Origin of the sequence: Pseudacidovorax sp. 1753 (genome assembly GCF_040544975.1) — a bacterium.
In the GTDB taxonomy this organism is placed as follows: Bacteria; Pseudomonadota; Gammaproteobacteria; order Burkholderiales; family Burkholderiaceae_C; genus Xenophilus.
Genome location: NZ_JBEPKY010000001.1, coordinates 1 through 13,889, shown reverse-complemented (window position 1 = coordinate 13,889; position 13,889 = coordinate 1). Strand labels below are relative to the sequence as shown.

General features: G+C 66.4%; 14 protein-coding genes. 12 read left to right on the top strand and 2 right to left on the bottom strand.

Going from position 1 to position 13,889, the window contains the following annotated elements; translation table 11 throughout:
• Position 1: 1 nt before the first annotated feature.
• From ABIC63_RS00070 to ABIC63_RS00060, 3 genes are read left to right on the top strand one after another with little or no spacing between them, the layout of a single operon-like run.
• The gene (locus tag ABIC63_RS00070) at positions 2-310 is read left to right on the top strand and encodes a DUF2818 family protein (RefSeq protein ID WP_294367587.1); all 309 of its coding nucleotides are present in this window, start codon (positions 2-4) and stop codon (positions 308-310) included.
• Between the two features lie 3 nt (positions 311-313).
• On the top strand, positions 314-907 hold the full coding sequence (locus tag ABIC63_RS00065) for an NUDIX domain-containing protein (RefSeq protein ID WP_294367589.1): 594 nt from the start codon (positions 314-316) through the stop codon (positions 905-907).
• Entirely contained in the window at positions 904-1,347 is a 444-nt protein-coding gene (locus tag ABIC63_RS00060) for a DUF1178 family protein (protein WP_294367590.1), read from the top strand. The genes ABIC63_RS00065 and ABIC63_RS00060 overlap by 4 nt, the downstream gene beginning before the upstream one ends.
• 149 nt (positions 1,348-1,496) lie before the next feature.
• On the opposite strand, the gene ABIC63_RS00055 is transcribed toward ABIC63_RS00060, so the two are convergent.
• Positions 1,497-3,185 (bottom strand): ABC transporter transmembrane domain-containing protein, encoded by a 1,689-nt coding sequence (locus ABIC63_RS00055; protein WP_476346407.1) that lies wholly within the window; start codon positions 3,183-3,185, stop codon positions 1,497-1,499.
• Between the two features lie 189 nt (positions 3,186-3,374).
• Here ABIC63_RS00055 and ABIC63_RS00050 point away from each other — a divergent pair, with 189 nt between their 5' ends.
• The 9 genes from ABIC63_RS00050 to ABIC63_RS00010 all read left to right on the top strand — a co-directional run bounded on the left by ABIC63_RS00050 (position 3,375) and on the right by ABIC63_RS00010 (position 13,473).
• A complete protein-coding gene (locus ABIC63_RS00050) occupies positions 3,375-3,920 on the top strand; it encodes a MarR family winged helix-turn-helix transcriptional regulator (RefSeq protein WP_294367594.1) in 546 nt (181 codons plus the stop codon).
• The gene (locus ABIC63_RS00045; protein ID WP_294367596.1) at positions 3,917-5,407 is read left to right on the top strand and encodes an efflux transporter outer membrane subunit; all 1,491 of its coding nucleotides are present in this window, start codon (positions 3,917-3,919) and stop codon (positions 5,405-5,407) included. Before ABIC63_RS00050 ends, ABIC63_RS00045 begins: the two co-directional genes overlap by 4 nt.
• Before the next feature lie 35 nt (positions 5,408-5,442).
• Complete coding sequence (locus ABIC63_RS00040; RefSeq protein ID WP_294367598.1) at positions 5,443-6,789, top strand: HlyD family secretion protein; 1,347 nt, start codon at positions 5,443-5,445, stop codon at positions 6,787-6,789.
• Positions 6,790-6,810: 21 nt separating this feature from the next.
• Positions 6,811-8,379 (top strand): DHA2 family efflux MFS transporter permease subunit, encoded by a 1,569-nt coding sequence (locus ABIC63_RS00035; protein WP_294367600.1) that lies wholly within the window; start codon positions 6,811-6,813, stop codon positions 8,377-8,379.
• A 329-nt stretch (positions 8,380-8,708) separates the two neighbouring features.
• A complete protein-coding gene (locus ABIC63_RS00030) occupies positions 8,709-9,479 on the top strand; it encodes an ABC transporter ATP-binding protein (RefSeq protein ID WP_354318237.1) in 771 nt (256 codons plus the stop codon).
• Positions 9,480-9,556: 77 nt separating this feature from the next.
• Positions 9,557-10,267 (top strand): ABC transporter ATP-binding protein, encoded by a 711-nt coding sequence (locus ABIC63_RS00025; RefSeq protein ID WP_294367604.1) that lies wholly within the window; start codon positions 9,557-9,559, stop codon positions 10,265-10,267.
• A gap of 43 nt (positions 10,268-10,310) precedes the next feature.
• A complete protein-coding gene (locus ABIC63_RS00020) occupies positions 10,311-11,504 on the top strand; it encodes an ABC transporter substrate-binding protein (RefSeq protein WP_017761172.1) in 1,194 nt (397 codons plus the stop codon).
• 98 nt (positions 11,505-11,602) lie between these two features.
• Positions 11,603-12,478 carry a branched-chain amino acid ABC transporter permease gene (locus ABIC63_RS00015; protein ID WP_294367606.1) on the top strand — a complete coding sequence of 292 codons (876 nt, stop codon included), beginning with the start codon at positions 11,603-11,605 and terminating at the stop codon, positions 12,476-12,478.
• Positions 12,479-12,495: 17 nt separating this feature from the next.
• Entirely contained in the window at positions 12,496-13,473 is a 978-nt protein-coding gene (locus ABIC63_RS00010) for a branched-chain amino acid ABC transporter permease (protein ID WP_294367607.1), read from the top strand.
• Positions 13,474-13,635: 162 nt separating this feature from the next.
• Here ABIC63_RS00010 and ABIC63_RS00005 read toward each other — a convergent pair.
• Positions 13,636-13,889, bottom strand: a 254-nt coding sequence (locus ABIC63_RS00005) for a hypothetical protein (protein ID WP_354318236.1), incomplete at its 5' end; no start/stop codon positions are given.

Below are 13,889 nucleotides of genomic sequence, written 5' to 3'. Positions count from 1 at the left end.
CGTGGGCAGCAACGCATCGGCCTGGGTCGTCCTCGGCGTTGCGCTGGTCCTGGCCAACCTGCCTTTCCTGAACGAGCGGCTGCTCGCCGTGCTGCCCTGGCGCACGGCGGTCAAGCCGCTCGCGGTGCGTCTGGGGGAGCTGGTGCTGTGCTATCTGCTGGCCGGCATGGTCGGCCGGCTCTTCGAGGGCAAGCAGGGCATGGTGGCGGCGCAGGGCTGGGAGTTCTATGCGGTGACGGCCGCCTTCTTCCTGGTGCTCGCCTTTCCGGGCTTCATCTGGCGCTACCTTCTCAAACGCAAAGGGTACTGAACCGTGACCGCTGACATCGCCCACCTGGAAGAAAAGAAGGTCGCGTCGGAGCGGCTGTTCGAGGGTCGGTTTCTGCGCGCGTACCGTGACACGGTCGCGCTGCCCGATGGCGGGACCGCGACGCGCGAGTACGTCATCCACCCGGGCGCGGTGGTGGTCATTCCGCTGCTGGACGATGGGCGCATCGTGCTTGAGCGCCAGTTCCGATACCCGGTGGGCCAGGTCATGGTGGAGTTCCCGGCCGGCAAGCTCGACGCCGGCGAGGATGCGCTAGTCTGCGGGCAGCGCGAACTGCTGGAAGAAACCGGCTACCGCGCCCGCGAGTGGGCCAAGGCCGGGGTGATGCACTTGGCCGTGGCCTACTCGACGGAGGTCATCCACATCTACTTCGCGCGCGGCCTGAGTGCTGGCGATCGCAAGCTTGACCAGGGCGAGTTCCTCGACGTGTTCACAGCAGCGCCCGCGGATCTGCTGAGCTGGTGCCGTGATGGCACGGTGACGGATGCGAAGACGCTGGCCTGCTCGGTCTGGATGCAGAACGTGCTTTCCGGCAACTGGGCACTGGAATGGCGGGCTGCGGATAATTCCGCGCCATGAAGGTCCTGAATCTGCGTTGTGCCCATGGCCACGGTTTCGAGGGCTGGTTCGGCTCCGAGTCGGAGTTCGAGACCCAGCGCGACGGTGGCCAGATCGAATGCCCGCTCTGTGGTGACAAGGCCATTGTCAAAGGCCTGAGCGCACCGCGTCTCAACCTCAGCGCCGGGCGCGAGGCGTTGCCGTCTGAAGCTCAGCTTCAACCGCCGCAGCAGCAGAACCCGGAAGCCCGCTGGATGCGCGCCGTCCGGGAGGTGCTTGCCAGGACCGAAGACGTGGGCGACCGGTTTGCGCAGGAAGCGCGGCGCATGCATCACGGCGAGGTGGAAGAGCGCGGAATCCGTGGCCAGGCCACGCCCGAGGAGACCGCCGCTTTGCTGGAGGAAGGCATTGCGGTGCTGCCGCTGCCGCTGCCGCCTGCACTCAAGGAACCCTTGCAGTAGGGTTGTGGATCGACGCGCGGTCGCCCGACCAGGCTGTTGCACCGCGCTCGCCACCGATGACTCAGCCCGCCGTGTGCGGGCTTTGTTGTGTCTGGGCGAAGCTGCACTGGCGCGAAGCGCCGGGATTCCCGAAAGGGGGTGCGGCAGGCTCAGGCCGTGAACTGCAGCGCCGCCAGCTTGGCGTAGCTGCCGCCGCGGGCGATCAATTCGGCATGGGTGCCTTGTTCGACGATGGCGCCGTGGTCCAGCACCACGATGCGGTCGGCCCTTTGCACCGTCGCAAGGCGGTGGGCAATGACCAGCGTGGTACGACCTTCCATTGCCGATTCGAGGGCGGCCTGAACGACCCGTTCGCTTTCCGCATCGAGCGCCGAGGTGGCCTCGTCCAGCAGCAGCAGCGGTGGTGCCTTCAGGATGGCGCGTGCAATCGAGAGCCGCTGCTTCTGCCCCCCCGACAGGCGCACGCCGCGTTCCCCCAGGAAGGTGTGGAAGCCGTCGGGCAGGGCGTCGATGAAGCCCTCGGCGTGCGCAAGGCGGGCCGCATGCCGGACTTCGGCCTCCGTCGCGTCGGGCCGGCCATAGCGAATGTTCTCGAGCGCCGTGGTCGAGAAGATCACGGCGTCCTGCGGCACCAAGCCGATGCGTCCGCGAAGGTCATCCAGCGCAAATCGACGCAGCGACTGACCGTCCAGCCGGATGTCGCCGGTCTGCGGATCGAAAAAGCGCAGCAGCAACTGGAACACAGTGCTCTTGCCCGCGCCGCTCTCGCCCACCAGGGCCACGGTTTCGCCAGGCGCCACGTCGAGCGAGAAGTGTCGCAGGGCCGCCGTGCCCGGGCGTGACGGGTAATGGAAGCCGACATCCTCCAGCATCACCTGGGCGCCTGCGGAGGCGGGTGGTGCGGCCTGCACGGCCTCTGGCGACGAAATGGCGATGGGCGCGTGCAGCAGTTCCATCAACCGTTCCGTGGCGCCTGCCGCGCGCAGCAGGTCGCCGTAGACCTCGCCCAGCACCGCCAGCGCGCTCGCCAGGATGACCACATAGACCACCGTCTGGCCCATGTGACCGGGACTGATCTCACCCCGCAGCACGGCCTGCGTGCCGGCGTAAAGGCCCCAGAGCAAGGCGGCCGAGGTGGCAATGATGATGAAGGCGACCAACACGGCCCGCGCCTTGGTGCGCCGCACGGCCGTCTCGAAGGCTGCCTGGGTGGAGCCGGCAAAGCGCTCGGCCTCGCGGGTCTCGGCCGTATAGCTTTGCACCACCGGAATGGCATTGAGCACCTCGGCCGCGATGGCGCTGGCGTCGGCCACGCGGTCCTGGCTGGCGCGGGAGAGCCGCCGGACGCGGCGGCCGAAGGCCATGGCCGGCAGCACGACGAGCACGAGCACCAGCGCCACCTGGGCCATCAGCCAGGGATTGGTCCAGATCAGCATGGCCAGCGCGCCGACGCCCATGACCGCATTGCGCAAGCCCATGCTGAGAGAGGAGCCCACTACGGTCTGGACCAGCGTCGTGTCGCCCGTGAGGCGCGACAGCACCTCGCCGGTCTGCGTGGTCTCGAAGAACTGCGGGCTCTGGTGCAGCACGCGGCCGTACACGGCGGTGCGCACGTCGGCCGTGATGCGCTCGCCCAGCCAGCTCACCGTGTAGAAGCGCGCGGCAGAGAACAGCCCCAGCGCGATCGCCACGCCGAACAGGGCCAGGAAGTGTTCGCGCAGTGCCATCACCTGATCGCCGGGTGCCGTGGGGGCCAGGCCGGCGTCGATCAGGCCGCGAAGCGCGATGGGAAACACCAGGGTCGTGACCGCCGCCATGACCAGGAACAGAGCCGCCATCGCGATCTGGAGGCGGTAGGGGCCAAGAAAGGGCGCCAGGCCGGCGAGCGAGCGGGGGGAGCTTTTGGCGTTCTTCACAGGAGTGCGGGGCAATCGCGGCGCAGTGGCCGGGCCGCGCGGATTCTAACGAGACCTTGCCACCCCAGAATCAGCCTTGACAATATTTGACGAGGCAAATAATATCTCCCCATGTCCAAATCAGAGACGACTCCGCCCGGCGGCACCGCCGGGCCGCCGCCCGTGGATTTCTACCGGGCCGAGAGCTACACCGCCGAGGAAAGCCTGGGCTACGCGATGAAGCGCATCCTGACCTGCGTGTCGCAGGCCGTCGAAAACGAACTGGTCGAGCCCGGCGGCCCGACCTATCCACAGTGGGTGCCACTGCACAAGCTGCACATGGGTAGCGCTGGCACGGTGGCCGAACTGGCCCGTGAGTGCCAACTGGACACCGGCGCCATGACGCGCCTGCTGGATCGGCTCGAAGCCAAGGGGCTGGTGCGTCGGGTGCGCTCGCAGGAGGACCGGCGGGTCGTCAACCTCGAATTGACGCCTGAGGGCCTGAGTGCTGCCCAGAAGGTGCCGGCCGTGCTCAGCCGGGTCCACAACGAGATGCTCGCCGGCTTCACGAAGGTGGAGTGGGAGCAGCTCAAGGATTACCTGAACCGCATCCTGGGGAACGCCCAGAGAAAGCAGGCCGCATGCCATCGGGCATCGGGCCAAGGAGTTTCGCGATGACTTTTTCTTCGACCCAGGGCCGCGAGGGCCGTCCGGCGCTGATGGCGGTGGGCCTGGCGGTTGCGTTGCTGGCCGCGGGCTGTGCCGACACCGCAGGCATCGCCTCCCACGCCCGCATGCGGGATGCGGTGCAGGCGGGCGTGCCGGCGAACGCGCAGCCGGCCAACGATTTCGCGCAGGTCGACGCGCAGTGGTGGCATGCCTTCGGCGATGCCCAACTCGACACGCTCGAGCAGCAGGCCCTGGCGGCCAGCCCCAGCCTGCAGGTGGCCCAGGCCCGCGTCGCCAAGGCGCTCGCGGCGACTGGCGTGGCCGAAGCGACAGGGCGACCGCAGCTCAGCGGCGACGCACAGCTGCTGCGACAGCGCTACAGCGAGAACTACATCTATGGCGCGCTCGGCGGCACGGTGCAGGAAAACGGCACGCTGCAGCTCAATGGCAGTTGGGAGCTCGACTTCTTCGGCCGCAACCGCGCGGCCATCCAGGCTGCGGTGGGCAGTGCACGCGCCGCGCAGGCCGATGCCCAGGCGGCGCGCATCCTGCTGACCACCAATGTGGCGCGCAGCTACATCCAGTGGGCGCGGCTGGAGGCGCAGCGCGATGTCGCCCGCCGCACGCTGGCCCAGCGCGAGGAGACGCTGCGCCTGGTGCGGGATCGCGTGTCGGCCGGCCTGGACACCCAACTAGAGCAACGACAGAGCGAAGGCGGGCTGCCCGAGGCACGGCAGCAGATCGAGGTGCTGAACGAGCAGATCGAGAACGCCCGGCATGCACTCGATGCGCTGGTGGCCGTGCCCGACGCCACGCGTGGTCTCAGGCCGCCCGCGCTGGCGTCGCTGCAAGCGGTGCCGCTCGCCACGCAGATTCCCGCCGACCTGCTCGCCCGCCGCCCTGACGTGGCGGCTGCCCGCTGGCGCGTCGAGGCGGCGGCGAGCGACGAGGAGAGCGCCCGCGCCCAGTTCTATCCGAACATCAATCTGACCGCCTTCGTCGGGACGCAGTCCATTGGATTCGACAAGCTGCTCAAGTCGGGTAGCCTGCAATGGGGCGTGGGGCCCGCGCTGCACCTGCCCATCTTCGAGGGCGGGCGCCTGCGGGCCAACCTGGGCGGCAAGGCGGCCGACCACGACGCGGCCATCGAAAGCTACAACGGGGCCGTGATCGATGCCGTGCACGAGGTGGCCGACCAGGTCGCCAGCGCGCGGTCAATCGGCCGGCAGCAGGTTGAGCAAGGCAATGCGCAACGCGCCGCCGAGGACGCCTACCACATCGCGCTGCAGCGCTATCAGGCGGGGCTGGGCACGTACCTGAATGTGCTCACCGCCGAGACGGCGGTGCTCACCCAGCGCCGCCAGGCGGTGGACCTCGCTGCCCGGGCGCTCGATACCCAGGCCTCGCTTGCTCGCGCCCTGGGTGGCGGCTGGGCCGGCGATGCTCCCGCGGCCGCGCAGACGGCCGCCCTCAACGAATCCGCCGCGGCGCGCTGAGACGCAGCGCCCGCACGTCCGCAAGGAGCCAGACCATGAACGACAACATTGCTTCTTCTTCCCAGGCCGCCGACGAGAAGGCGCCCAACACCCGTCGCCGCAAGGCGCTGACGACCCTGGCCGCGGTGGTGGTGGTGGCCGGCGCCGGCTGGGCTGCCTACGAGTGGCTGGTCGCGAGTCATTACGAATCCACCGACAACGCCTATGTCCAGGGCAACATCATCCAGATCACGCCGCAGGTGGCTGGCACGGTGATGAGCATCGCAGCCGACGAGACCGACTACGTCAAGCAGGGCCAGCCACTGGTGCAGTTGGACCCGGCCGACGCCCAGGTGGCGCTCTCGCAGGCGGAAGCCGCACTGGGCCAGGCCGTGCGGCAGGCGCGCACGCTCTACGTCAACAACGGCTCGCTGGCCGCGCAGGTCAACCTGCGCCAGGCCGACGTGGTGAAGGCCCAGGCCGACGTTGCTCGCGCGCAGGACGACCTGCAGCGTCGGCGCTCCCTCACCGGCAATGGGGCGGTTTCGAAGGAAGAGCTGAGCCATGCCGAGACGGCGGTCGCCAACGCCCGAAGCGCGCTGGCGGCTGCACAGGCGGGCGTTGCGGCGGCCCGCGAGCAACTGGCCAGCAACCGGTCGCTGACCGAAGGCACCACGGTCGAGGAACACCCCAGCGTCCAGGCCGCCGCTGCGAAGGTGCGCGAAGCCTGGCTGGCGACTCAGCGCGTCGCGCTGCCTGCGCCGGTCGATGGCTATGTGGCCAAGCGCACGGTCCAACTGGGCCAGCGTGTGGCGCCGGGCGCGCCCCTCATGTCCATCGTGCCGCTGGGACAACTGTGGGTCGACGCCAACTTCAAGGAAAGCCAACTGCGCAGCATCCGCATCGACCAGCCCGTGACGCTGACGGCCGACGTGTACGGCAAGAAGGTGGTCTACCACGGCAAGGTCGCCGGCCTTGGCGTTGGCACGGGTGCGGCCTTTGCGCTGCTGCCGGCGCAGAACGCGACCGGCAACTGGATCAAGGTGGTGCAACGCGTGCCGGTGCGCATCAGCCTGGACGTCAATGAACTGAAGGCTAATCCGCTGCGCGTCGGCCTGTCGATGGACGCGGAAGTCGATGTGGCCAACAGCAACGGCAAGATGCTGGCCGATGCGCCGCGCGCGTCCGACTTCGCATCGACCCAGGTCTACAACGGGCAGGACGATGGTGCCGAGAAGGCCGTGCAGCGGATCATCGCGGCCAACCTCGGGCGGCCGGTGCCGGCTTCGGCCGGCCCCGCGCCGGCTGGTGCCAAGCCGGCCGTGGCCTCGCCGTCGAGTCAGGCTGCCGAGGGCGGCGCCCGCCACGCGCTGCAGGCTTCGGCCGCCCCGCGCCCGCTCTGATCGCCGCGAGGAATTTCATCCATGGCTGCTTCTGAGCCAAAGGCGGCCGCGGCCGCCATTGCGCCACTGGAAGGCTCGGCGCGCGTGCTGGGCACCATTGCCCTGTCGGCCGCCACCTTCATGAATGTGCTGGACACATCCATCGCGAACGTGTCGCTGCCCGCCATCTCGGGTGACCTGGGCGTCAGCCCGACGCAGGGCACCTGGGTCATCACCAGTTTCGGCGTGGCCAATGCCATTGCCGTGCCGCTCACCGGCTTCCTGACACAGCGCTTCGGGCAGGTCCGCCTGTTCATGGCCAGTGTGCTGCTGTTCGTGCTGAGCTCGTGGTTGTGCGGCATGGCCCCCAACATGACGATGCTGATCGCCTTCCGGGCGCTGCAGGGCTTCGTGGCGGGGCCGATGATCCCGCTGTCGCAGACGCTGTTGCTGTCGAGTTATCCGCGCGCCAAGGCGGGCCTGGCCATGGCGATGTGGTCCATCACCACGCTGGTGGCGCCGGTCATGGGGCCGCTGCTGGGGGGCTGGATCACCGACAACATCTCGTGGCCCTGGATCTTCTTCATCAACGTGCCGGTCGGCCTGTTGGCGGCGTCGGTCACCTGGAGCATCTACCGCAAGCGCGAGACGCCCACGCGGCACGTGCCCATCGACGCCATCGGCCTGGGCCTGCTGGTCGCCTGGGTAGGCGCGCTGCAGCTGATGCTGGACAAGGGCAAGGAGCTCGACTGGTTCCATTCCGGCGAGATCATCGCGCTGGCAGTGGTGGCGGTCGTGGGCTTTGCGTTCTTCCTGGTATGGGAGCTGACCGAAAAGCACCCGGTGGTCGATCTGTCGCTCTTCAAGCGGCGCAACTTCTGGTCGGGGGCGCTCGCCACGTCGGTGGGTTACGGCCTGTTCTTTGGGAACGTGGTGATCCTGCCGCTGTGGCTGCAGCAGTACATGGGCTACACGGCGACGAGCGCGGGCATGGTGCTGGCCCCGGTCGGCCTGTTCGCCATCGTGCTGTCGCCCATGGTGGGTCTCACGGTGGGCAAGGTCGATCCGCGTTACTACGCGACCATGTCCTTCATCGTGTTCGCGCTGGTGGTGTGGATGCGCTCGCACTTCACCACGCAGACGGACTTCGAGACGATCATGATCCCGACGCTCATCCAGGGCATCGCGATGGCCTTCTTCTTCATCCCGCTGGTGACCATCACGCTGTCCGGATTGCCTCCAGAGCGCATTCCGGCGGCGTCGGGGCTGTCGAACTTTGCGCGCATCACGGCAGGCGCGATGGGCACCTCGATCTCGACCACGCTGTGGGAGAACCGCGCGGCGCTGCACCATGCGCAACTGGCCGAAGCCGTCAATCCGAGCAGCCCTGCCGCGAGTGCAACCCTGTCGATGTTCGGCAATGCCGGTTTCAGCGCCGAGCAGGCGCTGGCGCAGATCAACCGGCTCGCGGACCAACAGTCCTTCATGCTGGCCACGGCGGACCTGTTCTATGCGTCGGCGGTGCTCTTCATCCTGCTGATCCCGATCATCTGGATCGCGCGGCCCGCCAGGGGCGCAGCAGGAAGCGACGCGGCGGCAGGCGCCCACTGAAAACGAGGCGGGCCTGTCGGCCGCGCCGCGTTCCGCGAAACGAACAAGACAACGCCCGCCGGCAGACACGCCGGCGGGCGTTGTCGCACGCGCGGCGTGTAACTGCTCACCCGTCGGCGGGGCCGTGGCTCCCAAGCAATGGTCTGGGCCCGCGCTGCGGCGCTTTCGCGCATTGCACTGCAGCATCCGCATTTGCCCCAGTAGCAGCCGAGAGAGCCGCTGCCAACAATGCGCCAACGTTCGAGGCTTGCGATGCAGGCTCCCCTGGTACGACAACGACGGAGACGCATGACCCCAAGATTCGATGCGCAGCGGCAGGAGGCCCGCGGATGAGCGACATCATTCTCGAGACACGGCAGCTCACCAAGGAGTTCAAGGGCTTCACCGCGGTCAGCAAGGTCGACCTCCGGGTGCAGCGTGGCGCGATCCATGCACTGATCGGTCCCAACGGTGCCGGCAAGACCACCTGCTTCAACCTGCTCACCAAGTTCCTGGAGCCGACGTCGGGCACGATCCTGTTCAACGGGCTCGACATCACTCGCGAGCGGCCCGCACAGATCGCACGCCGAGGCATCATCCGCTCCTTCCAGATCTCGGCGGTCTTCCCGCACCTGACCGTGCTGGAGAACGTGCGGCTCGCCCTGCAACGGGCGCTCGGGACCTCCTTCCACTTCTGGAAGAGCGATCGCACGCTCGTCCCACTGAATGCTCGGGCACGCGAGCTTTTGGCGGAGGTCGGCCTCGAGGCCATGGTCGACGACCTGGCGGTGAACCTCCCTTATGGGCGCAAGCGCGCCCTCGAGATCGCGACCACGCTGGCCATGGAGCCTGAACTGATGCTGCTGGACGAACCCACGCAGGGCATGGGCCACGAAGATGTGCACCGCGTGGCCGAGCTGATCAAGCGCGTTTCCGCCGGGCGCACCATCCTGATGGTCGAGCACAACATGAGCGTGGTCTCGACCATCGCCGACACCATCACCGTGCTTCAGCGCGGTGCCGTCCTGGCCGAAGGACATTATTCCGCCGTGTCGCGCAATCCCCAGGTCATGGAAGCCTACATGGGCACCACCGACGGCCAGCTGCAAGGAGCCCACTGAATGCACGAGTCCTCGTTGCCCGACGCGGGTTGGGTACGTGATCCGGCTGCAGCCTGCGCAGCCACGAAGGAGCGTTCATGACCACGCCCGCATTGGCCATCGAAGGCCTGCATGCCTGGTATGGCGAGTCGCATGTGCTGCATGGCGTGGACCTTCATGTGAACCCTGGCGAGGTCGTCACCTTGCTGGGCCGCAACGGCGCCGGCCGCACGTCTACGCTGCGCGCCATCATGGGCCTGACGGGCGCCCGCAAGGGCAGCATCCGGGTCGGCGGACAGGAGACGATCGGGCTGCCCACTCACCGAATCGCCCATCATGGCATCGGCTACTGCCCCGAGGAGCGGGGCATCTTTGCCAGCCTGTCGGCGGAGGAAAACCTCCTGCTGCCGCCCCCACTCAAAGGGGTGGGCGCCGGCATGTCGGTGGACGAGATCTACGCCATGTTCCCCAACCTGGCGGAGCGACGCCATAGCCAGGGGACACGCCTGTCTGGTGGCGAGCAGCAGATGTTGGCCGTCGCGCGCATCCTGCGCACGGGGGCCCGGCTGTTGCTGCTTGACGAGATCTCTGAAGGCCTCGCCCCAGTCATCGTGCAGGCCCTCGCACGCATGATCACCACGCTGCGCGCCAAGGGTTATACGGTGCTCATGGTCGAACAGAACTTCCGCTTCGCGGCGCCGCTGGCCGACCGCTTCTATGTCATGGAGCATGGCGTCGTCGTCGAGTCCTTCGATGCGGCCCAGCTCGACGCCAAGATGCCGCTGCTCAACGAGCTGCTCGGCGTGTGATGCACCCCACACCCGTTCCGATTTCACCCCTAGGAGACACACCATGAAGATCACCCTTACCCGTGTTGCGACGGCTGTCCTGGCGCTGGGCCTCGCTGCACCGGTGCTCGCGCAGGAAAAGGTCAAGATCGGCCTCGTCACCGACATGTCGAGCCTTTACTCGGATGTGGAAGGCAAGGGCGGAGCGACGGCGATCCAGATGGCCATCGACGATTTCGGCGGCAAGGCACTTGGCCAGCCTATCGAGCTGCTGACTGCGGATCACCAGAACAAGGCGGACATCGCCGCATCCAAGGCGCGCGAGTGGATCGACACCGCGGGTGTGACGATGGTCTTCGGTGGCACCAACTCGGGCACGGCGCTCGCCACGGCCAAGGTGGCGGCCGAGAAGAAGCGGGTGTACTTCAACAACGGCGCGGCGACGTCCGCCCTCACCAACGAGCAATGCACGCCCTACACGGTGCACTATGCCTACGACACGGTCGCGCTGGCCAAGGGCACTGGTGCAGCGGTCGTTGACCAGGGTGGCAAGAGCTGGTTCTTCCTGACGGCCGACTATGCATTCGGCCACGCGCTCGAGGCGGACACCACCAAGGTCATCAAGGAGAAGGGCGGTACCGTGGTCGGCTCCGTGCGCACGCCGCTCAACGCCAGCGACTTCTCGTCCTTCCTGCTGCAGGCGCAGAACTCCAAGGCGCAGATCCTGGGCCTGGCCAACGCGGGAGGCGACACCATCAACTCCATCAAGGCCGCCAAGGAGTTCGGCATCGACAAGACGATGAAGACGGCGGGGCTGCTCGTCTTCCTGTCCGACATCCACAGCCTGGGCCTCAAGAACACCGAGGGCCTGCTGCACACCACCAGCTGGTACTGGGACATGAATGACGACTCCCGCAAGTGGGCGCAGCGCTTCTTCGACAAGACCAAGCGCATGCCCACGGACATTCAGGCGGCCGACTATTCGGCGACGATGACGTACCTCAAGGCTGTCGAGGCTGCCAAGACCACCGACTCGGACAAGGTGATGGAGCAACTCAAGAAGATGACCATCAGCGACTTCTACGCCAAGGGTCAGATCCGCGCCGATGGCCGTTTCGTGCATGACATGTACCTGGTCGAGGCCAAGAAGCCCTCGGAATCTAAGCGGCCTTGGGACTACTTGAAGGTCGTCAAGACGCTGCCGGGCGATCAGGTCTTCACCACCAAGGCCGAGAGCAAGTGCGCTCTCTGGAAGTAATGGACGCGGGCGGCTGAAGCAATAGCTCGTCCCGCCGGTTTCTTGTGCCGGGTCTCGCGTGCGGGCCCCCGGTCGGCAGTCTCTTCCAGCGCCATGACATGACCGTTTCCCTTCCTGCCTTGCTGAGCCAGCTGTTGCTGGGGCTTGTCAACGGATCGTTCTATGCGATCCTGAGCCTCGGCCTTGCCGTGATCTTCGGGTTGCTCAACGTCATCAACTTCGCCCATGGCGCGCTGTTCATGCTCGGCGCCGTCCTGAGTTGGGCGGCGATGAACTACTTCGGCATCGGCTACTGGTGGATGCTGATCCTGGCGCCGTTGATCGTCGGGCTGCTGGGCGTCGTCATCGAGCGGCTGCTGCTGCGCTGGATCTACAAGCTCGACCATCTCTATGGATTGCTGCTGACTTTGGGACTCACGCTGCTGGTGGAAGGTGTCGTTCGGTCCTTCTACGGCGTCTCCGGTCTGCAGTACGACGCGCCGGATCAGCTGTCCGGTGCCACCAACCTGGGCTTCATGATCCTGCCCAACTATCGGGCCTGGGTCGTCGTGGCTTCGCTCCTGGTGTGCCTGGCCACCTGGTTCGTGATCGAGAAGACCCGTCTGGGCGCCTACCTACGGGCGGGTACCGAGAACCCGAGGTTGGTCGAGGCCTTTGGCGTCAACGTGCCGTTGATGGTCACGCTCACCTACGGCTTTGGTGTCGCGCTGGCCGCGTTCGCGGGTGTCCTGGCGGCTCCCGTCATACAGGTGTCTCCGCTGATGGGGCAGAACCTCATCATCGTGGTGTTTGCCGTGGTGGTCATCGGCGGGATGGGCTCGATCATGGGTGCAATCCTCACCGGGCTAGGACTCGGGGTGATCGAAGGTCTGACAAAGGTCTTTTACCCCGAGGCATCCTCAACTGTGGTGTTCGTGATCATGGTCGTGGTGCTGCTGCTGCGTCCCGCAGGCCTGTTCGGCAAGGAAAAGTAGCAAAGGTGTCACTCGCAATGAACTCCAGATCCACCTTGGGCTATGGTCTGTTGCTGGCGGCTTTGGTGGCCGCACCGTGGCTGGGCGCCTACCCGGTCTTCGTGATGAAGCTCATGTGCTTCGCGCTGTTTGCCGCGGCGTTCAATCTCTTGCTGGGGTATACGGGCCTGCTGTCGTTCGGGCACGCTGCCTTTCTTGGCGGCTCTGCCTACGTGGCCGGTCATGCGATCAAGGTCTGGGGGCTTACCCCCGAACTGGGGCTGTTCCTCGGGACAGCGGTGGGCGCGGCGCTCGGCTGGGTCTTCGGCATGCTGGCGATCCGTCGACAGGGGATCTACTTCGCAATGATCACGCTGGCGCTGGCGCAGATGGTCTACTTCTTCGCGCTGCAAGCCCCGTTCACCGGCGGCGAGGATGGTCTGCAGGGCGTGCCGCGCGGAAAGCTGTTCGGCGTCCTCAGTCTGCAGAGCGACCTGACGATGTATTACGTGGCGCTCGTTGTCGTGGCCCTGGCGTTCGCGCTGATCGTGCGCACGGTGCACTCGCCATTCGGGCAACTGCTCAAGGGGATCAAGGAGAACGAGGCCAGGGCGCTTTCCCTTGGCTATGACGTCGGCCGTGTGAAGCTGGTGGCCTTCGTGATCTCCGCCGCGCTTTCGGGTCTGGCCGGTGCACTCAAGACGGTTGTCCTCGGCTTTGCCACGCTGACGGATGTGCACTGGTCCTCGTCGGGCTCCGTCATTTTGATGACGCTGCTGGGTGGCCTGGGCACGTTGTCGGGTCCGCTGGTTGGCGCCACGGTGGTCGTGGCGCTGGAGAACAAGATCGGTGAGTTGGGTAATCTTCTTGCGTCGGTGACGAAGGTTGACTGGTTCAGCACCCTCGGGGAATCCGTGACGATCGTGACCGGGCTGATCTTTATGGTTTGCGTCCTCGCCTTCCGACGCGGGATCATGGGGGAGGTGATCGCATTCCGGAGCCGCAAGCGGCGATAGCTGCTCGGTGCTTCGGGAAGGCCGCGGCGCGGACGAATGGTGGGGCCGCTTCGGCAGCATCCTTCGTATCTCACATGAGAACCTGCGTGCGAGTCGCAGTTGCCGAGCAACGTGACTCCACGCATAAGTCTCTCCAGTGAGTTGTCGACGCTGGGGCGCCACTCAGTTGGGCACCCTGTCAGGCAGGACAAAGAATTTGTCGGCAGCTTGATTTCCCGGCGAAAACCCTCGTATACTGGCGAGCTCGCTGACTGATACGCAGCCTTTGGTTGCTGAGTTTGGCTGGTGAGGGGTTTGAGAGAGTGGCGGCGGCTTCTGAGTAAAAAAAAGAAGTTGCGCTTTTAGAAAAAAGCGTGTCATAATCGAGGGCTCGACGCAAAGCAGCGAAGTTAGTAGTTGCTGGGTGTTGCGGGTGG